Consider the following 20,367-nt stretch of genomic DNA (forward strand, 5'->3'; position numbering starts at 1 on the left):
GGGCGGCCTAGTCCCGCGCCCCCGGGGCCGCCGCCGACTCCCGCATCCCCGCGAAGCCGTCGCCCACGTACGCCGCGAGCTGCAGGAAAGCGTCGCGCGTGCCCTCCTGCAACCGGTCCAGGTCGATCTCCGCGCCCTCCTCCAGATGCGGGTCGTACGGCACCCGGATCACGGCGCGGCACCGGGCGGCGAAGTGGGCCTCCAGCTTGTTGAGGTCGACGGCCGACTTCGTCCGCGGCCGGACGCTGCACAGCACCACGGTGGCGTCCCGTACCAGGTCGCCGTAGTGGTGCGCCTCCAGCCAGTCGAGCGTGGCCGAAGCCGCCCGCGCGCCGTCCACCGACGGCGAGCTGACCAGCACGATCTGGTCGGCCAGGCCGAGCACGCCGCCCATGGCGGAGTGCAGGAGGCCGGTGCCGCAGTCGGTGATGCAGATGGAGTAGAAGTTCTCCAGCACCTGCGAGACGGACTGGTAGTCCGCGCCGCTGAACGCCTCCGACACCGACGGGTCCCGGTCGGAGGCCAGCACCTCAAGCCGCGACGGCGCCTGCGAGGTGAAGGCCCTGATGTCCACGTACCTCTTGACCTGGTCACGCTCGTTGAGCAGGTCGCGGACCGTCGCCGAGGTCTCCAGCACCAGCTTGTCGGACAGCGTGCCGCGGTCGGGGTTGGCGTCCACGGCGATGACGCGGTCGCCGCGCGTCTGGGCGAGCGTCGCGCCGAGGCCGACCGTGGTCGTGGTCTTGCCGACGCCGCCCTTCAGGCTGAGCACGGCCACGCGGTGGTGGCCCGTGGCGACCGGGGTGCGGGCCCTGGCCAGCAGCTCGCGACGTCGGCGCACCTCCGGCGGCTCACCCGGCTTGATCCAGCCGCCCGACGCCTTGTACACCAGGCGCCGCCAGCCCTTGGAGGGGGCGTTGCGGCGGCCGCGGAGCAGCGTCTCGGGGTCGAGGCTCTCGGCGGTCGGCTTGCCGGTGACGGGCGGGCGCGGGGAGGCGGTGAAGACGGGGATGGGCGCGGGGCGGCTCGGCCTGCGCACCGGCGGCGCGGGCTCCGGCGCCGGGGCCGGCGGGGCTGCGGGGGCCACGGGCGGCTGGGCCTGAGAGGCGCGCTGCCGTGCGGGCGGCTCGGGGAACTCCGGCGGCTCCGGACGGTCAAGCCCTCTGCCGTGGGCACCGCCGGCCAGGGGGTGCGGGACCGTGTCGTACGTGCGCCGGCTCGTGTCGTGCCGGCCCGTGTCATGCCTGCCCGTGTCATGCCGGCCCGCGTCGTGCGGGCGGGGGTCTGGCGTGGCCCGGAGGGCTTCCTGGGCGCCGAACGCGGGCGGGTGGGTGAGTGGCCTGCTCTCGGCGGGCGCGGCGGACCGCTGGTCGTCGTGCGCCACAGCCTCCCCGAAGAGCGGCTCGGCGTCCCCGAAGGGCGGCTCGGCGTCCTCGGGCCGGTCCGTCGCTCCGCCGGAGCCCGCGTGGTCGAGGCGGGCGTCGCCGGTGCGGGTGTCCTCGGGCCGGGTCTCGTCCTCACCGGGCGCGGTCTCCGCGACCCGCGCCTCCTCGGACTGCCGGGTCTCGGACTGCCGCGTCTCGGGCTGCCTCGCATCGGGCTGCCTCGCATCGGGCTGCCGGGTCTCGGACTGCTGCGCATCGGACGGCCACACGACGGGCGGCCGTACGTCCGGCGAGGTCGTGTCCGGGGAGCTCAGGTCCTCCCGTACCTCCGAGGGCTGCGAGTCGAAGGCGTTGAAGCGCTCAGGCGGGAGCGGCCACTCCAGCGGCTCCGACCAGGCCGTGCGCTCGTCGGCCGCGCGTCCCGCCGTGGCCGCCGGGTCGTCGCCGTCCCGCACCGGCCGCAGCTGGGGCAGCGAGGGGTACGTCTCGCCGTCGTCGGCCCGGGGCAGCGGCTTGAGCGGCTCCAGGAACGCCTCGTCCGGCCTCCCGGCCCCGGCAGCCGCCGGGTTGTCACGTTCGTCCCGTTCGTCCCCCCGCTCCGCGTCGAACGGCGCCGCGGGCGTCTCGAACGCCGACGGCTCACCGAACGCGCCTGTCCGCCTCGGCTGGTCGTACGCGGACGGCTGAGCGGGCGCGGGCGACTGGTCGAACGAGGACGGCTGGTCGAACGGCGACGGCGGCTGGAGCCACTGGGTCGAGGCGTCATCCTCCCGCCCGGCCTCATCCTCCCCGGCCCCGGAGTCCACCGCGTCCGGGTTCGAGCTGTACATCGACCCGGCGGCGGCCCGGAACAGCGGCTGCGGCGGTACGTCCGGCGGCGTCACCGACCGCCAGGGGTCCTGAGGGTACGGCGAAGCGGACGGCTCGTCGGCGGAGCCGGTGGAGCCGGCCGGTACGGACGCCTCCTCCGACTCCTTGATCGCGTCGAGCCAGGCAAGCTGCTCCTCGAGCGATTCCTCGCGGTCGTGTCTCGCCACCGTGGTCCCCCTCGGGTGGGTGTAAAGGGGCAGCAAATCTTCTGAAGATTAACGCCAGGTGTTCCCATGGTCGCAGCCAACCCACAACTTCTTTGCCCGGTTACGGTGGTGACATGCGAGCCATCGAGATCGCCCGGCAGGGCGGCCCAGAGGTCCTGGAGTGGCGCGAGGTGCCTGATCCGCGTCCCGAGCAGGGTCAGGTCGTCATCGAGGTGACCGCCGCCGGGGTCAACAGAGCGGACGTTCTCCAGCGAAACGGTTTCTACGACCCGCCGCCGGGCGCCCCGCCGTACCCGGGCCTGGAGGTCTCCGGCGTGGTGGCGGAGGTCGGCGCGGGCGTCCCGGGGTTCGAGGCCGGCGACCGGGTGTGCGCGCTGCTGGCCGGCGGCGGCTACGCCGAGCGGGTGGCCGTGCCGTGGGAGCAGGTGATGCCGGCGCCCGAGGGCCTGCCCCTGGACGAGGCGGCGGCGCTGCCGGAGGTCGCCTGCACGGTGTGGTCCAACGTGTTCATGCTGGCGCGGCTGCGCAAGGGCGAGACGCTGCTGGTCCACGGCGGGGCCAGCGGGATCGGGACGTTCGCCGTCCAGCTCGCCAAGGCGCTCGGCTCGCGGGTGGCGACCACGGCCGGCACCGACGCCAAGCTGGCGCGGCTGCGGGAGCTTGGCGCCGACGAGACCGTCAACTACCGCGAGCAGGACTTCTCCGACCTCGTGCGGGCCGACGTGATCCTCGACATCATCGGCGCCCGCTACCTGGCCGGCAACCTCCGGGCGCTCAACACCGGAGGACGTCTGGTGATCATCGCCCTCCAGGGCGGCGCCAAGGCCGAGATCGACCTCGGGCTCCTCCTCACCAAGCGGGCGGCCGTCCACGGCACCACGCTGCGCTCCCGCCCCGCCGAGGAGAAGGGCGTCATCGTGCGCAGCGTCGTGGACAACGTCTGGCCGCTGGTCGCCGCCGGGGCCGTGCGTCCCGTGGTGCACGCGCGGGTGCCGATGAGCGACGCGGCCGAGGCACACCGCATCCTGGATTCCGGGGAACACATCGGCAAGATCCTGCTAGTACGGTGAAACCTATGAGTGCTGAGGACAACAACACCTCTCGCATCGTGGTGGTCGGGCCCGACTTCCAGGGGCAGAGCGACAGTGGGGAAGAGGAGCGCTCGGTCACCAACCTGGTCGAGCAGCCCGCCAAGGTCATGCGCATCGGCAGCATGATCAGGCAGCTCCTGGAGGAGGTCCGCGCGGCGCCGCTGGACGACGCCAGCCGCAAGCGGCTGAAGGACATCCACCAGTCCTCGATCAAGGAGTTGGAGGACGGCCTGGCGCCCGAGCTGGTGGACGAGCTGGAGCGGCTGTCCCTGCCGTTCACCGACGACAACGGCACGCCGCCGAGCGACGCGGAGCTCCGCATCGCCCACGCGCAGCTCGTCGGCTGGCTGGAGGGGCTGTTCCACGGGATCCAGACCACGCTGTTCGCGCAGCAGATGGCCGCTCGGGCCCAGCTGGAGCAGATGCGCAGGGCGCTGCCCGGTGTACCGCACGGCGAGGACCACCGCCCGCCGGGCGGCTCCGGCCCCTACCTGTAGTCGCGGGAGGGCGGCCCGTAGAGCTCCTCGAGCACGCGGGCCACGCCGTGGTCGTCGTTGGCCGCGGTCACGTGGTCGACCGCGGCCAGGACGGCCGGATGCGCGTTGGCGACGGCGTACGAGGTGCCTGCCCAGCTCAGCATGGGCAGGTCATTCGGCATGTCGCCGAACGCCACGACCTCCGAGGGTTTGATCTCGTGCCGCTCCGCCAGCACGGCCAGCGCCGTGGCCTTGGTCACACCGTGAGCGCTCATCTCGACGAGGCTGCGGCCGCTGGAGTGCGTGGCGGTCACCAGGTGCCCCACGAGCCCGTGGACGGTCTCGTGGAGCGCGTCGGGGTCCATGTGGGGGTGCAGGGCCAGCAGCTTGGCACAGGGCTGCGAGGTCAGCGTGCGGATGCCGACGCGCAGTCCGGCGACGGCCTTGCTGTCCCAGCCGCCGAGTGGAAATTCGGACTCATGCGCAAATCCCCCCTCATACTCGACCGAAAATGCGAGTTCGGGCACGTTCGCTCTTAGCTGAGCGACGACTTGTTCCAGCACATCGGCCGCGATCAGGTGAGATTCGACTATGCGTTCCGTATGCAGGTCGTAGATCAGGGCGCCGTTCGCACAGATTGCCAGCCCGCGGTGACGGAGCGCACCCGCCACTCCGCTCATCCACCGGGGCGGCCGCCCGGTGACGAACACGAGCATGGCGCCCGCCTCTTCGACCCTCGCGAAGGCCGCAGCCGTCCGGGGAGAGACGGTTCCGTCAGCGCGCAGGGCGGTGCCGTCGAGGTCAGTGGCCACAAGACGCGGCGCGGGGAGACTCTGCATAACACGTTCCAGTTTGCCGGGTGATGCCGCCGGCGAGAAATCTTCCCAGAGACGGGAACACCAACGCGCCAGAATGGTGTTAGATGTGGTGGCGTTGTATTAGCTGATCCCGTAGTGAAAACCAGCATGACTTTGTCTGAGCCACCCCGGGGTGCTTGCTGTACGACACACCGGGACTCGCGAGGTGCGGGTCCCATAGATTCACATCCTGAGGGAGAGCTTTTATGGCTCAGGGAACCGTCAAGTGGTTCAACGCCGAGAAGGGCTTCGGCTTCATCGCCCCGGACGGCGGTGCGCCGGACGTGTTCGTGCACTTCTCTGAGATCGTCGGCAACGGCTACCGCAGCCTTGAAGACGGCCAGCGGGTCGAGTTCGAGATCACGCAGGGACAGAAGGGGCCGCAGGCCTCCCAGGTCCGTGCCATCTGACCTGTAGCAGCGAGTCAGGCCGGGGTCCGCGTCCAGCGGGCTTCCGGCCTTTCGCGTTCCAGAGGCCCGTACGGGCCTCGTACGGCCGCTGAGAAGGACAAGGGCCCGGCGACCCCCGCAAGGGGTCTCCGGGCCCTCTCAAGGCCGCGTACGGCCTACTTCTCGGCGGCTCAGGACCGGCCTACTTCTTGGCGGGCTCCAGGACGTCGAGGCCGACGTATGGGCGCAGGGCCTCCGGCACCACGACCGAGCCGTCGGCCTGCTGGTGGTTCTCCAGGATGGCGACGATCCAGCGCGTGGTGGCCAGGGTGCCGTTGAGCGTGGCCACGTGCTGCGGCTTGCCGTCCTTGTCGCGGAAGCGCACCCCCAGCCGGCGGGCCTGGAACTCCGTGCAGTTGGAGGTCGAGGTCAGCTCCCGGTAGCGGCCCTGGGTGGGGATCCACGCCTCGCAGTCGAACTTGCGCGCCGCCGACATGCCCAGGTCGCCCGCCGCCGTGTCGATGATCCGGTAGGGCACCTCCACCGCGTCGAGCATCTCCTTCTCCCAGGCCAGCAGCCGCTGGTGCTCCTCGTGCGCCTCCTCCGGCCGCACGTAGGAGAACATCTCCACCTTGTCGAACTGGTGGACGCGGATGATGCCCCGCGTGTCCTTGCCGTACGAGCCGGCCTCGCGGCGGAAGCAGGACGACCAGCCCGCGTAGCGCAGCGGCAGCTCGTCCCCGCCGAGGATCTCCTGGGCGTGGTAGCCCGCCAGCGCCACCTCGGAGGTGCCGACCAGGTAGAGGTCGTCCTCGGGAAGGCGGTAGATCTCCTTGTCGTGGGCCACGTGGAAGCCGGTGCCCTGCATGGTCTCCGGCTTGACCAGCACCGGAGTGATCATGGGCGTGAAGCCGGCGGCGATGGCCTGCTGCATCGCCATGTTGAGCAGGCCGAGCTGGAGCCGGGCGCCGACGCCCTTGAGGAAGAAGAACCGCGAGCCGGACACCTTGGCGCCCCGCTCCATGTCGATCGCGTCGAGCAGCTCGCCGATCTCCAGGTGGTCCTTCGGCTCGAAGTCGAACCGGCGCGGCTCGCCGTGGGTCTCCAGCACGACGTAGTCGTCCTCGCCGCCGTGCGGCGCGCCCTCCTCGACGAGGTTGGGCACCGTCTGCATGAGCTCGTCGAGCTCGCCGCCCAGCCGCTCGGCCTCCGACTCGGCGGCCTTGACCGCGCTCGCCAGCTCCTTGGCCCGGGTCAGCAGCGCGGCCTTCTCCTCGCCCTGCGCCTTCGACACCGACTTGCCGAAACTCTTCTGCTCGGCGCGCAGCGACTCGAAACCGGTCAGCGCGGAGCGCCGGCGCTCATCGAGGTCGAGCAGCGTGTCGACGACGGTGTCGTCCTCACCGCGGGCACGCTGCGACGCCCGGAGCCGGTCGGGGTCCTCACGAAGGGTACGCAGGTCAATCACAAGGAAAGGCTACCGGCGCGGGACGTCTCCTCGCCCCTCGATTCCCGGACGTCGCCCCTGCGGCCCGTCAGACCTCGCCGGAGCGGATCCGGGCCAGCCAGCCGCCCGCCTCGGCGAACTCCTCGTCGGCCGTGCCCCGCTTGACCCGGGGCACGACGCCGTCGGCCCGCGGATAGCTGCCGAGGAAGCGCACCTCGTCGCAGATCCGATGGAGCCCCGAGATGGCCTCGCCGACCCGGGCGTCGGCGACATGGCCCTCGAAGTCGAAGTGGAAGAAGTAGCGGCCGATGCCGTCGCCGGTGGGCCGCGACTCGATACGGGTCAGGTTGACGCCGCGCACGGAGAACTCGGTCAGCATCTCCAGCAGCGCGCCCGGGTGGTCGTCGGCGAGGAAGACGACGAGCGTGGTGCGGTCGGACCCGGTCGGCCCGGGCAGCGGACCGCCGGGACGGGCCACCTTGACGAACCTCGTCACCGTGTCGGTGCGGTCCCCGATGTCACCGGCCAGCTCCACCAGGTTGTAGTGCTCGCCCGCGATGCGCGCCGCGATCGCCGCGTCGTACGGCGAGCTGGGCAGCGACACCTCCTGGGCCGCGGCGGCCGTCGAGGGCGCCGCCACCACCACCGCGTCGGGCAGCTCCCGGGAGAGGAACGCGCGGCACTGGGTGATGGCCGCGGGATGGGTGTAGACGCGCTTGATGCGCGGGATCTCCGTACCGGGCCGGGCCAGCAGCGAGAAGCGCACCGGCAGCAGCAGCTCGGCGTTGATCAGGAGAGGCTCGCCCCAGGCGAACTCGTCCAGCGTCGTGGTGATCGCCCCCTCGACGGAGTTCTCCAGCGGCACGACGGCGCCGTCGGCCTCGCCGCTGCGCGCGGCGGCCAGCGCGGCGCTCACGGTCGGGCAGGGCAGACGCTCGGCGCCGGGATCCAGGAGCCGCAGGGCTTCCTCGGTGAAGGTTCCCTCGGGCCCGAGATAGGCGAGTCTGGGCATGGCTACAGGGTATCCGCAGCTTGTCGAGGTGCGCGCGGCTTCGCCGCGACTGATCCCAGCCCGAGCCTGGCCGCCCGCACCGCCTGCTCCTCCTCCGGCGACAGCGGCTGCTCGCCCCTGCCGCCCACCACGCGGCGCACGTACGTGCGGCTGTCGGAGCAGCCGTTGATGGAGGTCAGCACGATGCCGTCGCCCAGACCGTTGATCATCGCGACCGAGAACGACAGCTCGCCCGCCATCTTCTCCAGGGCGTCGTACCGGCACACGGCCACGTCGCGGATGGCCATCAGGTCCCCTCGGGCGGCCGACGCCTGCCGTACGAGCATGCGGCGGCAGTCCTCGATCTCCTCCCGAGCCCGCCGGAGAGCCAGGTAGCCCATGACCACGCCGCCCGTCGCGGCGGCGGCGCACATCCCCACGGCAATCAGCACGCTACCGAGGGTAATGGGCGGCCAAGGCGCCTGGCGAGGGCTCGGCCGCCCTCCGCTTCGGCAGCCAGGCCGCCAGCAGCCAGACCAGGGCCAGCGCGCCCAGTCCGTACCCGTTCTGCACGATCTTCCCCAGGACGGGGCTCAGCACCGGGATCTCGGCCGCCTTCAGCGACACGCCCCACCAGGGGATCGGCAGCACGTAGTACAGCCACACCCCGGCCGCCACGCGCAGCCGTACCGGATCGCGGCCGTCGCCCACGAGCGCGCCCAGCACCACGACCACCCAGGCCAGATGGTGGATCCACGCGACGGGCGACAGCAGCACCGCCATCAGCCCCACCAGCGCCACGGCGGTGACGTGGTCGTCCGCCCGGTACGCCTCACGGGCGGCGCGGAAGCCGTACCAGGCGACCACGGCCACGACCGCCACCCACAGGACCGACGTCAGCGTGTCGTTCAGATACAGGCGGATCAGCATGCCGCGGACGGACTGGTTGGTGGTGCCGGCGTTCGAGCCGAGACGCTCGGGGTCGAGGAGCGCCGAGAACCAGAAGCCGGCCGCGTCCCGGGGGATCACCGCGAACGGCAGCAACGTGAGCAGCCCCGTCACGAACGACGCCATGAACAGCGTCCGCCACTGCCTCGTGACCAGCAGGTACACCAGGAAGACGCCGGGGGTGAGCTTGACCGCGGTCGCCACCCCGATCAGGAACCCGCGCGGCCACCACGGCCGCCGCGCCACGCAGTCGGCCAGGCACAGCGCCACCAGCATGATGTCCACCTGCCCGAACCGGACCTGGTCGCGGATCGGCATCACATACGTGCACGCCACCATCAGGAACGCGAACACCCACGGGCCGTGCTTCCCGAGCGCTCCGACAAGCGCCTTACGGAACGAGTACCCGACGGTCACGGCCAGCGCCACGAAGATCCCGGCGGTCCACACCCACTGGGCCGTCCCCCACGACATCTCTGCCAGCGCCACGGCCAGCATCGCCGCGACGGGCGGATAGGTGAACGGGAGCAGCTGGGGGGCGGGGGTGGAGAAGTCGTACACGGCGCGGCCGTCCAGGAGCATCTGTCCGCCGGTACGGTAAACATCGAGGTCGACGAGGCGCTGGTCGTCGGGGTTCGTCAGCCAGTGCAGCACCAGGGGAGCCACGGCCCACGCCACGACGACCGCCGCCACGGCCCACGCCCACCACTGCCGCCGGAGCACCGGCGTCTCGCCACCTGTCACGGTGTGGGAGGTTACCGTGGCTGTTGCCGATCGAGGGTCAGACACCGGGGGTCCCGTACATGCCGCACGCCAGCTTCCGCGCGCCCTCACACCCCCGCACGCCCCTGGCCCCTCTCCTGCCCCGGCGGTCGCCTTCCCTGCCTGACCGCTCGGCCGCGTCGTCGTCTCCCACCCCCATGTCTCCTTCCCGCTCGCTGACGGCTGGTTCCCCCTCGCTCACGCCCCCTTCCCCCTCGCTCATGTCTCCTTCGTCCGCGCTCACGCCTCCTTCGTCCGCGACTCTGCGGATGGTCCTCGCGCGGCTCGCCGGTCGGTCGGTGACCCGCGCACTCGCCCTCGTCGCGAGCGCCGTCCTCGCCACTTCCGCCACGACGACCCCCGCAGCCGCGACCACCGTCGCAGCCTCCGCGACCACGAGCGCACCATCACCGTTGCACGCCCTCCAGCCCACCGCCCACACCCCGACCGGCCGAGCCGACCAACTGACCGGCAGGGTGGCCCTCATCGGCGTCCCCGGCCTGGAGTGGAGCGACCTCGACGCTTCCCGAACCCCCAACCTGTGGAAGCTCGTCGGACGAGCAGGCTCGGCGTCCCTGTCCACGCGCGCCGTCCCGCCCCCGGACCGTGGCGTCACGTGTCCCCTCGCAGGGTGGCTGACCGTCTCGGCGGGCCAGCGAGCCGGTACGGCCGAGCGCGGCTGTCCCGCCCTGCCCACGCCGCAGCGGAACGGCGACGGCGCCACCGTCCCCGGCTGGGCGGCGCTGGCCGCTCTCCAGGCGGACACGGGCTACGACGCGCAGCTCGGCACGCTCGGTCAGCTGGTGACCGACGGAGGGGGCCGGGTCGCGGCCATCGGTCCGGGAGCGGCCCTCGCCGCCGCCAACAAGGCGGGAAATATCGCAACATACGCCGATACCCCGGAAGCCCTGCCGGACCCGTCCTCCTACCACCTGATCGTGCAGGACGTCTCCCCCCTGGCCGAGGCGTGGTCCCGCCAGCCCCTCGACGAGTACGGCGTGCCGTCGCCCATGCCGACAGCCACGAGACGGGCGGCCGTCGCGGAGGCCGACCGGCGCATCGGCACCCTCCTGACCCGGCTGCCGTCCGACACGACGATCCTGGTGGCGGGCATCTCCGACGTCACCCCGAACGCCCACCTCCACGTCGCCCTCGCCACCGGCCCGGCCCCGGCCGACCGACCAGCCGCCACCAACGAGCCGACCGCAACCCCACCGTCCAGCGACCAGCCTTCCGGCGGGGAGCAGTACCGTCACGGTCACCTCACCGCCACCTCCACACGCCAGGACGCCCTGGTCACGATCACCGACCTGACGGCCACGGCGATCGCGACACTCGGGCTCGAACCTCCGCGTCAGGTCGTCGGCCGGGCCTGGCAGAACGACGGCCCCGCCCCGGCCACACCGGCCGAGACGGTCGCGGAGCTGGCGGACGCCGACCTGGCCAGCCAGGTGCTCCGCGATGTGCGTGGACCGTTCTTCGCGGTGTTCGTCTCGGTGCAACTGGCCTTCTACGCCTTCGCCGCGCTCGCCCTCCGCCGCCGCCGCAAGTCCCCCGGCACCCGAGGCCAGGCCCTCACCACCGACGCCGCCCAGCACCCCAACGGACCGGACTCCTCCCCGACCCTCCCCACACCCCTCCAGGCCACCCCGGCGGCGCGGACAGACACCTCCACACGAACGACCCCGTTGACAGGCAGCCCAGCAGAAACGACACCGGCGGCGGACGTCCCGGCGGCGGCTGCACCAACAGACAGCGTCCCGGCAGGGGCCGCACCGGCGGCGGGCGAACCAGCGGAAGGTACGGCGGCGGATGGCGTCCCGGCAGGGGCCACACCAGCGGCGGACGTCCCTGCGGGGGCCGCAGCAGCCGGCGTACCTTCGGAAGCCGGGGCGGCGGGTGGGGGGCCTGGTGGGGGCGCCAGGAGGGATGTCGCAGGGGAGTCGCGGCTGCTGACCACCGTGCAGGTTGTGGCGGTGGTCAGTGGGGCCATCGCCGTCTCCACGTTCCTGGCGCAGCTTGTGCCCTGGTGGAGCCTGCCCACGCCGATGGCGGCCCTGATCCTCACCATTCTCGGCATCGCCCTGTTGATCAGCGGGGTGGCGTTCGCCGGGCCGTGGCGGGGGCATGTGCTCGGGCCGCTCACCGTCGTCGCGGCCGTCACGTCGGTGGCTCTGCTCGCGGACGTGATGACCGGCTCCACGCTGCAGGTGAACGCCGTCACCGGCTACGAGCCCGTCACCGGCGGCCGGTTCTACGGGTTCAGCAACATCGCCTTCGCCGTCTACGCGACCGGAACCATCCTCGGGCTCGCCGGGGTCGCCCAGTGGCTGCTGGGCAAGGGCGCGCCGCGAATTGTGACGCTGCTGGTCTGCGCCGTGTACGGCGGCCTGGCGGTCTTCGCCGACGGGTGGCCCGCATGGGGCGCCGACTTCGGAGGCGTGCCCGCCTTCGTGATCGGACTGGCGGTCTTCCTCATCATGCTCTCCGGTCGCCGGGTCTCCATCGTCAAGCTGCTGGTGGTGGCGCTCGGGGGCGCCGCGCTGATCGGCGCCATCGCGGTCTTCGACTGGCTACGGCCCGCGACGCAGCGAACCCATCTGGGCAACTTCGTCCAGCAGATCATCGACGGCCAGGCATGGACCGTGGTCGGCCGGAAGTTCGGCGCCATGATCGGCGTCACCGTCGGGAACTGGTCGCTGACGCTGCTCTCCGTGGTGGCGCTCGCCTTCCTGTTCCTGGTGCTGGACCGCCCGTCGCGCTGGGGCGCGTCGGCGCTCGGCCAGGCGTACGCGCTCGCGCCCGCCCTCCGCGCCGGTCTGTTCGGGGCGTTGACGTGCGCGTTCATCGGCTTTCTCATCAACGACTCGGGGATCGCCATCCCGGCCATGGCGCTCACGGTGGCGGTACCGCTGTCGCTCGCCGCTTCCGTACGGGCCCTGCGGATCTCCGGGCCCACCACACCAGGGCCACCGTCAGAGCCAGCAGCATCCACGGAACCACCTGCGGCCTCACCACGGCCCTGAGCCAGTCGAGGTCGGCCGGTAGGATGATCACCCGCGCCGGCAGGTAGGCCAGCGACAGCACCAGCAGGTGCACGACGAGGAAACCGTCGAAGGCCGTGGCCGCCACCAACCCGAGCAACGCGAACGCCATCCCGTCGTACCACGGCAGGACGTACGGCGTCGCGAACACGTACGCGGCGACCAGCACGGCGGACACCACCTCGGCCGGCGGCCCGCCGGCTGGGTTGCCGGTCGTCGGCGATCCGGACGGGGTGAGGCGGGGAGACAAGCGGAACAGGGACCAGGCGATGAGGGCGAGGACGAGGAGGGAACCGATCTGGATCTCGCCTCGGTAGGCGCTCCCCTCGCCCACCAGCGTCTGCAGCCAGCCCTGGACGAGCTTCCAGTACGAGGCGTGTGAGATCGCCTTGCTGGTGCGGGTCACCGGGCTGATGGCGTCCATGCCCACGATGGCGTACCCGGCGACCACCACGGCCAGGGCCGCCCCGGCCATCAGCGCCAGTCGTCCGGGGCGGCGCCGCAGCTCCCACGCGGGGCCCAGGGCGACCAGCCCCGCGTTGACCTTGATCGCCACCCCGAGGCCGAGCAGCAACCCTGATCGCACCGGACGGCCGCGCGCCAGGAGGGCTGCGATCATGCAGGCGACGGCCAGCGTGTCCACATGCATGCCGGCGACGAGCTGGTACAGCAGAAGCGGGTTGGCCGTCCACAGGAGGGCTGCCCGCAGCCGTCGGGCGGGGTCGTGCCGGGTGAAACGGTCGATCAGGAGACCTGTCGCGATGAACGCGGCGGAATTGAGCAGGGCCAGGACGAAGATCGTCAGCTTGAGCGAGTCGCCACCGACCCAGCTCGCCAACGCCTGCGCGCCCGTCGCGACCGGGCCGTAGACGCTGGGCTCCTCGCGCCACGGATCCTCCACCGCCTTGGCGAGGGGGTCGGCGGGAAGATCGACCGCGCCGTGGGTGTACGGGTCGACGCCGAGAACCACCATGCGGCCGTACGCGGCGTAGTTGAGATGATCGCCGGAGCCGGAGGGTGGCAGGAAGGCGAGCAGAGCGGCGGCGACGCAACCGATGATGACGAGAAGCCGGGCCGGCGGCAGGCCGTGATCGCCACGTCGGAAAGGGCGCTCTCGCGGGTGTTCAGGCGGTTGGCGCGGTGTTGCCGGATGTGGGCCGGTGCGGGGTGTGGTGGTTCGTGGTGGGCCTGACGGCTCCAGGGTGGTGCCGTCGGGTAGCCGGTGGGGCGGTGAGATGTGGTCAGCGGGCTGGTTGTGGTCGAGCGCGCCGTGGTCCGAGGTGATGCGTCCCACCGCGCTGTGGTCTGAGGCGAGGTGGCCCAGGGTGCTGCGGTGCGACTTTGGGTGATCTGCGGCGTTTCGGGGGGTGGAGGGTGGCTGGGCCGGGTGGTCCTTCGAGTGGGAGGCAGCTCGGCGGGTTGCGGTCAGGCCCGCCAGGAGGCCCAGGCCGCCGAGGAGGACGGCGGCCACGGCCATGGCGATCACGAGATGGGGATCGGGCCGGACGTCCAGGGAGAACGGCGGCGTCCAGGCCGGGCCGCCGAGGGCCGGGACCATGGCGGACGGGCCGAGGACGCCGATGGCGATCGTCAGCAGGATCGACGCGACGATCGCGATCGTGGAAGCCCTCGGAAGCCGGTGGCTCGGCTTCCCGCTCTCGTTCTCCGGAGTCACCCGCAAATTCCAGCACACCGGGCCGAGCACCCAGGTCGTCTGTCCCCAGGCTGTGGATAACTTCGCGTTTCTGGTGGATGAAGGGGTGGGGATTGTGCCGGAGGAGTGGCTGGAAAGGCCCGGATCGGGTTTCGGACGGACAGTGAGGTGAGTTTCGGTCGTATCCGAGCTCGTTCTTGAGCGCCGGGCGAGCTGCGCCGGGTAGACCGCGCGTGCGGTACGTCAGGACATGTCTGGACAGCGAGGCGGCCCGAAATAGGGCCGGTCATTCGGCAGATGCGCTCGTACCTGAGTCCTGGGATCAGCCGTGCGGGCGTGCCGGCGCCGATGGGCGACGGGAGGACGGCGCGGGAGCCTGGGCGCCGCCCGTGACGGTGGGGCCGGACGGGTGCTGGGCCGGCTCCGGGCCGTCTCGGCGTTCGGGACAAGGCGACGGCACACGGGGCGGCCGAAACACACGGGCGGCCGAAAGGTGATTCGTAGGGGAATCCGCGGGGTGTGGAGGGTGGTGAGAGGGATCGACCGGGTTTGCGTGGAGCCGGTCAGCGGTTGGGGCGGAGTTTGTTGAGGTTTTGGGTGATTAGGGGCTCGCGAGTCGCCAGGGCGAGTGCCACGTCGCGGAGTTGACGGGCGCGGTGAAGCTGGGCGCGCCAGTCCGTGCCCGTCGCGCGGTGGCTCATCTCCACCTCGACCTCCGCCACGCGGAACCCCTTGCGCAGCAGGTCGATGGTGAGCCCCGTCTCCACCCCGAACCCGTGGGCCAGTGGCCTGGCCGCCTCGAAGGCGTCGCGGGTGAGGCAGCGCTGGCCGTTGAGGGGCTGGGTGGCCGTGAACCCGGTGGCGCGGCGGATGCCGTCACGCGACAGCCGGACGACCATGCCGTGGCCGCCGAGCTTGACGCGCGCGGCGAAGACCGCGATGGACATGTCGGCCGTGCCCTCGCGGATCGGGGTGATCAGGGCGGCCGCCGCGCGGGCGGTCTCGCCGAGGTCGGCGTCCAGGAACAGTAAGTGGCGCGGGGTGTCGCCGTCGAGCAGGCGTACGGCTTCCGCGCCCGTCTCCATGGCGGCGGCCTTGCCGCGGTTGCGGCTGTGGCGTACCACTCGGGCGCCGGCCGCGCGCGCCGCCTTGCCGGTCTGGTCGGACGATCCGTCGTCGACGACCACGACCAGGTCGACTCCCGGGAGGGCCAGGGAGGCGGTGACGGTGGCGCCGATGCGTCTCGCTTCGTCCTTGGCCGGGATGATGACCGCCGTGTCGCCGCTCACCTCGCCTCACCGACAGAGGTGAGGGCGGGGATGCGGGTCCCCGTCACGCCGGGCGCGGTCATCCGGTGCGGGCCGGGAGCGTGGGTCCGGCCCGCGTCGATCGCGGGAGTCCGTGTCGCGTGCGGCGTGATCGCGGGAGTCCGTGTCGCGTACGGCATGATCGCGGGTTTCCTGATGACGGTGAAGTCTCTGCCGGCCGAAGGGGCCGCGGCCGGCGCGAGATCCGTGGTGGGCGAGGGGATGGGGTGCGGGCGGGTCAAGGGCGATCTCACGACCCCTCGGTGATCAGGAGTTCCTGCGGCACCGCGTCGTACACGGTGAAGACCGAGTCGAGCCCCGTGACCTGCAGGATCTTCCGTACGGCGGGACGAGGGGCGGCCACGTCGAGGGCGCCGCCCCGCTCCTTCATGCGTTTCAGCGCCGAGAGCAGGACGTTCATCCCCGTGGAGTCGCAGAAATCCACGCCGGACATGTCGATGACCACGCGGCTGGGCCCGTCCTGCAGCAGGCGAGTGAACTCGGACTGCAGGTGGGGTGCCGTATAGAGGTCGATTTCGCCGGTGATGGCGACGAGCGCCTGGCCGGCATGTGATCGAGTCGAGACCTTGAGCTCCACAGGGGCAGGCTAGCGGCGCGAAGCCTTCCGGTCACGTTGTCACGCCGAGAGGCGAACAGCAGGTTTTTGTCCTCCGTTTGGGCTTCACAGGAACGCAGAGTACGCGAAGCTTGACGGTGTGACACCGGCACGGCCGGAAGGGGGCGGCCCGGCACCCGCATCCGGAAACCACTCTGATCGCCGCATCGAGAAGGAGGGGCTGGGCGCGACTCACGGGCCCGAGTATCTGATGAACAGCGAAGAACCCGAAGATCCTCAGCGTCAACGGCTCCGCGAGCACCTGGAGACCATCCTCATCCGCACCGAGAAGGCCGCCCCCTGGAACGACGAGGTCGGGCGCCTGCGTGGTCTGGTCAACCACGAGGGGTTCGTCCCTGTACGTACCCGGTTGGCGATCGAGGACCTGGAGTTCCTCGCGGGCGCCCGCCGGGATGTGCTGGCATTCACCGAGTTGACGCTGCGACTGCTCGACCTGCATCAGCCCAGGGACGCCGGGGGCATCACCAGCGACTCGGCCAATCCGATCCTGCGCTGCCGGAGCTGCATGTGGCGCTGGCCGTGCCCGACATTTCGCGCGATGTCAGAGTCGTTCGGCGGGACTCTCGACGGCGACACCCTCCCCGAGCGCGCATAGGACGACGCCGCGCAGTGAGTGGCCGCCGGGACCGCATGGCGAGGCGCGATGAGGCCCGGCGGCCTGACGCGCCTCAGCGCACCAGCGCACCAGCGCACCAGCGCACCAGCGTGAGACGGATCGCGCGTCAGCGCACCAGTGGGAGACGGATCTCGAAGCGGCAGCCCGGGCCGTCGTTGACCACGCCGATCATTCCGTCGTGCGCCTCGACGATCCCCTGGGCGATGGCCAGTCCGAGCCCGGCCCCGCCCCCCTCCCGGGTCGGGGTACGGGCGCTCTCGCCCCGGAAGGCGACGTCGAACACCCTTGGCAGGTCCGCGTCCGGTATGCCCCCGCAGCAGTCCCTCACCGACAGGCAGGCCATGCCCGAGTCCACCTCGGCCCGCAGCACCACGGAGCGGTCCGAGGGGGTGTGCCGGATGGCGTTCACGACGAGGTTGCCGAGCGCCCGTCCCAGCGCTCCCGCGTCGGCCTCCACGGGCACCGCCTCGGCGGCCTCAGCGCTCAGCTTCACGCCCTTCGCCCTGGCCAGCGGCTCGGCCCCGGCGAGGGTGTCGGCCACCAGATCGGCCAGGCCGATCCTGGCCCGGGACAGCCGCAGCGCCCCCGAGTGGATGCGTGACAGCTCGAACAGGTCGTCCACCATCGCCGACAGGCGCTCCACCTCCAGCTTGATCTGCCGGTGGTAGCGCCCGACCGTCGCCTCGTCGGTCACCACCCCGTCCTCCAGCGCCTCGGCCATGGCGCGCATCCCGGCGAGCGGCGTGCGCAGGTCGTGGCTGACCCATGCCACGAGTTCGCGCCGGGCGCCTTCGAGGGTGCGCTCGCGGGCGTACGCCTCCTCCAGCGTGTTGGCGATCGTCTGGAGCTCGGCGGGCAGGCCGGCCGGCGCGGTGAACGGCGGCTCGCGTACGGCGGCGACCAGCCGCCGGCTCTCGCCCACGACCCGCCTGGCCAGCACGTACGCCACTCCGAGCCCCACGAGGCCGCCCACCGCGACGACGCTGAGCACGATGTTCTTGACCTGGCCCTCGATGATCATCTTCAGGGTGATCGCCACGACGCCGGCCAGGGTGGCCGCGATGGAGACGACCATGACCACGGCCAGCATCACGCCGATGGAGCGGCGGCGCAGCGCCCACATGGCCCACACCCCGACGAGCGCCACCAGCAGCCCGAGCCCGGCCGTGACCGCGACGATCATCCCCAGATCGCCCATCGCCGCAGCCCCGGCCGCCACAGGACCGCCAGGGAGCCGAACCACAGGACCGCCCGGGAGCCGGTCCACGAGAGCCGTCGGGAGGCCGGTCAGGAGAGGGGGCGCCGGGCTCATCCCGTGGTCTCCAGAGGCTCGAACCGGTACCCGACCCCCCACACCGTCACAATTCTGCGCGGCTCCGTCGGATCCACCTCGATCTTCTCCCGCAGCCGCCGCACATGCACCGTCACGGTGGACGAGTCGCCGAACGACCACCCCCACACCTGGTCCAGCAGCGCCGACCGGCTGAACGCCTGACGAGGGTTGCGCATGAGGTACGCCAGCAGGTCGAACTCCCGCGCCGTCAGCATCACCTCGGCCCCGCCCAGCCGTACCTCGTGCGCCCCCACGTCCACCATCAGGTCGGCGTCGCGCAGGACCCCCGTGCCGCCCGGCGCGGAAGCGCCGCGCGCCCGCCGCAGCACCGACTGGACCCGCAGCGCCAGCTCGCGCGGGCTGAACGGCTTGGTGACGTAGTCGTCGGCGCCCGTCTCCAGACCGACGACCCGGTCGATCTCCTCGCCCAGCGCAGTCAGCATGATCACGGGGACCGGCCAGCGCTCCCGGAGCTTGCGGCACACCTGGAGGCCGTCCACCTTGGGCAGCATGAGGTCGAGGACCATCAGGTCGGGCGGCCGGGCGAGGGCGCGCCGCAGCGCCTCGGCGCCGTCGCTCACGCACTCCACCTCGTGGCCGTCGCGCTCCAGGTACCGCGCCACCACCTCGGCCACCGTGGGGTCGTCGTCGACCACCAGGATGCGCGTACTCACGTCTTCACCGTACGGCCGGCGCCCCCTGATGAGACACCCACGTCATCGGTTCGTAAGCCTCGCGGATCTTGGTCGGAGGACGTACGGTGGGCTCATGAGTCGAGTCGTCATGCTCGTGCTGGGAGCCCTGCTGGGGCTCTTCGTGCTGTTCACCTTCGTCCTGCCCATGGTGGTGGGACTCCTGAAGGTCGCGCTGATCATCGGGGTGGTGGCTCTGCTCGTCTTCGTCGCCGTCACCTTGGTCGGCAAGACGTCGTCGCGGTAGTCCCGGTCCGGGACCTGACGTGACCCTGTTCCTGCTGGACCCGTGGCTGGCCGGCGTCACCATGGTGGCGGTCCTGCTCCTGGTGAGCTGGGCCGCCAGGCTGCTGCCCGTCGTGGGCGGCCGCGGGCCGAGCTTCCCCATGGTGTACGCCCGGCGGACGGCGTTCCAGCGTCAGCGTGATCCCGGCGCCGCCGGCCGGCCGCGCCCGAGAGCGCCCTCACCCAGCCCCGCTTCCGTCTAGCGGGGCTCGTCTCGTCGAGCCCTCGTCACCTGCACGTCGAGGAAGGGCTCATGATCGATTCTCTTGTCACGCTTCTCGTCGGCATGTCCGGAGGCCACGCGGCCGTCGCGATCGTGCTGTTCACGCTGGCCGTACGGCTGCTGCTGCTCCCGCTGAGCGTCCGGCAGGCGCGGGCCGCGCGCGTCACCGAACGCCTGGCTCCGAAGGTCCGGGCCCTGCGCAAGCGGTTCGAGCGCAACCCGGAGCGGCTCAGCAAGGAGCTGTCCCGTCTGTACGCGAACGAGGGCAGCTCGCCGCTGGCCGGAATCTTGCCCGGGATGGCCCAACTGCCGTTCATGTGGCTGATGTACCGGGTGGCCACCCATCCGACTGCCTTGGCCGGTCATGACCTTCTGGGCGCCCCGCTGGGCCAGCAGGTTGCCGGAATTGTCACCCATTACGGACTGATCAGTTGGCCCTTTTCGGTCTTCATTGTGGTGATCGCCCTGGTCACGCTGGTGGCGTGGCTCCAGGCGCGCCGGATCAGGGCCACACTCCCCGAGGAGCAGCCGGCGCTGATGCGGAGGATCATGCCGCTGATGCCCTTCGGCTCGGTCCTGGCGGCCCTGGTGATGCCGCTCGCCGCCGCCCTGTACCTGCTGGTGTCCAGCGCATGGACGTACGGTGAACGGACGGTGCTCACGCGCCGGTTCGCCTGACGGAGAGCGGGCGAACGCCCGGACAAAAACCGAGAGGCCGGCTCAGCCGGCCTCTCGCAGTGCTGCGACCTGGCCTTTCATGGTGCCGTTGCCGTCGGGGGCCGGCAGGACGGCCCAGACCGTGGTGGTGTCTCCGTCATGGCGCACACCCCAGCTCTCGGCGACGTACTCCACGATGCCCAGACCCCGGCCGCCGAGGGAGGACAGCGTGGGACGGCCCGCGCGCGGCTCGGTCGCCGCGCCTCCGTCGCTCACCGCGACCTCGATGTGGTCGTCGTTGCGCAGCCAGGTGACCTTGACCATGCCCGACGGCAGCGGATGCGCGTGCCGCAGCGCATTGCTGAGCAACTCGCTCACCACGAGCACCGCATCGTCGATCGCGGCGGAGAAGACGCCGCAATCATGCAGGTCAGTGCTCAGACGCTGGCGGGCAACAGCGACGCTGGACGGCGCGTACGGCAGCAACACCACGCTTGACACACCCACCTCCCCGTCTTCATGTGCCCCCCGCGGGA

Annotated in this window: 19 protein-coding genes and 1 pseudogene; 8 read left to right on the forward strand and 12 right to left on the reverse strand. The window is 71.6% G+C overall.

What is annotated here, in order from left to right:
• Nucleotides 1-7: 7 nt before the first annotated feature.
• Nucleotides 8-2,422, reverse strand: a complete 2,415-nt coding sequence (locus tag MTP10_RS03890) for an AAA family ATPase (protein WP_310707596.1) — start codon at nucleotides 2,420-2,422, stop codon at nucleotides 8-10.
• Between the two features lie 113 nt (nucleotides 2,423-2,535).
• On the opposite strand from MTP10_RS03890, the gene MTP10_RS03895 reads away from it, so the two are divergent.
• Both MTP10_RS03895 and MTP10_RS03900 read left to right on the forward strand, forming a co-directional pair.
• Complete coding sequence (locus tag MTP10_RS03895; RefSeq protein WP_310707597.1) at nucleotides 2,536-3,492, forward strand: NAD(P)H-quinone oxidoreductase; 957 nt, start codon at nucleotides 2,536-2,538, stop codon at nucleotides 3,490-3,492.
• A gap of 5 nt (nucleotides 3,493-3,497) precedes the next feature.
• Nucleotides 3,498-4,010 carry a bacterial proteasome activator family protein gene (locus MTP10_RS03900; protein ID WP_310707598.1) on the forward strand — a complete coding sequence of 171 codons (513 nt, stop codon included), beginning with the start codon at nucleotides 3,498-3,500 and terminating at the stop codon, nucleotides 4,008-4,010.
• Here MTP10_RS03900 and MTP10_RS03905 read toward each other — a convergent pair.
• Nucleotides 4,001-4,828 (reverse strand): HAD family hydrolase, encoded by an 828-nt coding sequence (locus tag MTP10_RS03905; RefSeq protein ID WP_310707599.1) that lies wholly within the window; start codon nucleotides 4,826-4,828, stop codon nucleotides 4,001-4,003. The two genes, MTP10_RS03900 and MTP10_RS03905, sit on opposite strands and share 10 nt — an antisense overlap.
• A 224-nt stretch (nucleotides 4,829-5,052) precedes the next feature.
• On the opposite strand from MTP10_RS03905, the gene MTP10_RS03910 reads away from it, so the two are divergent.
• Nucleotides 5,053-5,256, forward strand: a complete 204-nt coding sequence (locus MTP10_RS03910; protein WP_043619750.1) for a cold-shock protein — start codon at nucleotides 5,053-5,055, stop codon at nucleotides 5,254-5,256.
• A 181-nt stretch (nucleotides 5,257-5,437) separates the two neighbouring features.
• Here MTP10_RS03910 and serS read toward each other — a convergent pair whose 3' ends face one another.
• From serS to MTP10_RS03930, 4 genes are all read right to left on the reverse strand, one after another.
• Complete coding sequence (serS, locus tag MTP10_RS03915; RefSeq protein WP_310707600.1) at nucleotides 5,438-6,703, reverse strand: serine--tRNA ligase; 1,266 nt, start codon at nucleotides 6,701-6,703, stop codon at nucleotides 5,438-5,440.
• Between the two features lie 67 nt (nucleotides 6,704-6,770).
• A complete protein-coding gene (pheA, locus tag MTP10_RS03920; RefSeq protein WP_310707601.1) occupies nucleotides 6,771-7,694 on the reverse strand; it encodes a prephenate dehydratase in 924 nt (307 codons plus the stop codon).
• Between the two features lie 2 nt (nucleotides 7,695-7,696).
• Entirely contained in the window at nucleotides 7,697-8,125 is a 429-nt protein-coding gene (locus tag MTP10_RS03925) for a DUF4446 family protein (RefSeq protein ID WP_310707602.1), read from the reverse strand.
• A 1-nt stretch (nucleotide 8,126) separates the two neighbouring features.
• A complete protein-coding gene (locus MTP10_RS03930) occupies nucleotides 8,127-9,365 on the reverse strand; it encodes a glycosyltransferase 87 family protein (RefSeq protein WP_310707603.1) in 1,239 nt (412 codons plus the stop codon).
• A gap of 317 nt (nucleotides 9,366-9,682) precedes the next feature.
• Here MTP10_RS03930 and MTP10_RS03935 point away from each other — a divergent pair, with 317 nt between their 5' ends.
• Entirely contained in the window at nucleotides 9,683-12,409 is a 2,727-nt protein-coding gene (locus tag MTP10_RS03935; RefSeq protein WP_310707604.1) for an A24 family peptidase, read from the forward strand.
• Between the two features lie 157 nt (nucleotides 12,410-12,566).
• Here the strand turns inward: MTP10_RS03935 and mptB are convergent.
• The 3 genes and pseudogenes from mptB to MTP10_RS03950 all read right to left on the reverse strand — a co-directional run.
• Nucleotides 12,567-13,985, reverse strand: a pseudogene (gene mptB / locus MTP10_RS03940) (polyprenol phosphomannose-dependent alpha 1,6 mannosyltransferase MptB); the annotation flags it as partial.
• A gap of 659 nt (nucleotides 13,986-14,644) precedes the next feature.
• The gene (locus MTP10_RS03945) at nucleotides 14,645-15,370 is read right to left on the reverse strand and encodes a glycosyltransferase (protein ID WP_310707605.1); all 726 of its coding nucleotides are present in this window, start codon (nucleotides 15,368-15,370) and stop codon (nucleotides 14,645-14,647) included.
• A gap of 268 nt (nucleotides 15,371-15,638) precedes the next feature.
• A complete protein-coding gene (locus MTP10_RS03950) occupies nucleotides 15,639-15,986 on the reverse strand; it encodes an STAS domain-containing protein (RefSeq protein WP_175594545.1) in 348 nt (115 codons plus the stop codon).
• Between the two features lie 118 nt (nucleotides 15,987-16,104).
• Here MTP10_RS03950 and MTP10_RS03955 point away from each other — a divergent pair, with 118 nt between their 5' ends.
• Entirely contained in the window at nucleotides 16,105-16,620 is a 516-nt protein-coding gene (locus tag MTP10_RS03955) for a hypothetical protein (RefSeq protein ID WP_310707606.1), read from the forward strand.
• A gap of 127 nt (nucleotides 16,621-16,747) precedes the next feature.
• Here the strand turns inward: MTP10_RS03955 and MTP10_RS03960 are convergent, their stop codons facing one another.
• Together MTP10_RS03960 and MTP10_RS03965 are read right to left on the reverse strand one after the other, a co-directional pair.
• Nucleotides 16,748-17,839, reverse strand: a complete 1,092-nt coding sequence (locus MTP10_RS03960) for a HAMP domain-containing sensor histidine kinase (protein WP_310707607.1) — start codon at nucleotides 17,837-17,839, stop codon at nucleotides 16,748-16,750.
• A 110-nt stretch (nucleotides 17,840-17,949) separates the two neighbouring features.
• Nucleotides 17,950-18,648: a response regulator transcription factor gene (locus MTP10_RS03965; RefSeq protein ID WP_310707608.1), complete on the reverse strand. Its 699-nt coding sequence runs from the start codon at nucleotides 18,646-18,648 to the stop codon at nucleotides 17,950-17,952.
• 94 nt (nucleotides 18,649-18,742) lie between these two features.
• Here MTP10_RS03965 and MTP10_RS03970 point away from each other — a divergent pair, with 94 nt between their 5' ends.
• Genes MTP10_RS03970 through MTP10_RS03980 form a run of 3 tightly spaced genes read left to right on the forward strand, consistent with a single transcriptional unit; the run spans nucleotide 18,743 to nucleotide 19,852 of the window.
• Nucleotides 18,743-18,913, forward strand: coding sequence for a hypothetical protein (locus tag MTP10_RS03970; RefSeq protein WP_310707609.1), 171 nt, complete (start codon nucleotides 18,743-18,745; stop codon nucleotides 18,911-18,913).
• Between the two features lie 19 nt (nucleotides 18,914-18,932).
• Entirely contained in the window at nucleotides 18,933-19,154 is a 222-nt protein-coding gene (locus MTP10_RS03975) for a DUF6412 domain-containing protein (protein WP_310707610.1), read from the forward strand.
• Between the two features lie 50 nt (nucleotides 19,155-19,204).
• Complete coding sequence (locus MTP10_RS03980) at nucleotides 19,205-19,852, forward strand: membrane protein insertase YidC (protein WP_310707611.1); 648 nt, start codon at nucleotides 19,205-19,207, stop codon at nucleotides 19,850-19,852.
• Nucleotides 19,853-19,894: 42 nt separating this feature from the next.
• Here the strand turns inward: MTP10_RS03980 and MTP10_RS03985 are convergent, their stop codons facing one another.
• Nucleotides 19,895-20,332: an ATP-binding protein gene (locus MTP10_RS03985; protein WP_310707612.1), complete on the reverse strand. Its 438-nt coding sequence runs from the start codon at nucleotides 20,330-20,332 to the stop codon at nucleotides 19,895-19,897.
• Between the last annotated feature and the right edge of the window lie 35 nt (nucleotides 20,333-20,367).

The sequence above is a fragment of the Nonomuraea sp. 3-1Str genome (assembly GCF_031570565.1).
Taxonomy (GTDB): domain Bacteria; phylum Actinomycetota; class Actinomycetes; order Streptosporangiales; family Streptosporangiaceae; genus Nonomuraea.

Excerpts from the sequence above, each read along its gene's own strand:
- MTP10_RS03960 (WP_310707607.1), bottom strand. The coding sequence starts at position 17,839 with ATGGGCGATCTGGGGATGATCGTCGCGGTCACGGCCGGGCTCGGGCTG.
- MTP10_RS03895 (WP_310707597.1), top strand. The coding sequence starts at position 2,536 with ATGCGAGCCATCGAGATCGCCCGGCAGGGCGGCCCAGAGGTCCTGGAG.
- pheA (WP_310707601.1), bottom strand. The coding sequence starts at position 7,694 with ATGCCCAGACTCGCCTATCTCGGGCCCGAGGGAACCTTCACCGAGGAA.
- MTP10_RS03905 (WP_310707599.1), bottom strand. The coding sequence starts at position 4,828 with ATGCAGAGTCTCCCCGCGCCGCGTCTTGTGGCCACTGACCTCGACGGC.
- MTP10_RS03900 (WP_310707598.1), top strand. The coding sequence starts at position 3,498 with ATGAGTGCTGAGGACAACAACACCTCTCGCATCGTGGTGGTCGGGCCC.
- MTP10_RS03910 (WP_043619750.1), top strand. The coding sequence starts at position 5,053 with ATGGCTCAGGGAACCGTCAAGTGGTTCAACGCCGAGAAGGGCTTCGGC.
- MTP10_RS03970 (WP_310707609.1), top strand. The coding sequence starts at position 18,743 with ATGAGTCGAGTCGTCATGCTCGTGCTGGGAGCCCTGCTGGGGCTCTTC.
- MTP10_RS03980 (WP_310707611.1), top strand. The coding sequence starts at position 19,205 with ATGATCGATTCTCTTGTCACGCTTCTCGTCGGCATGTCCGGAGGCCAC.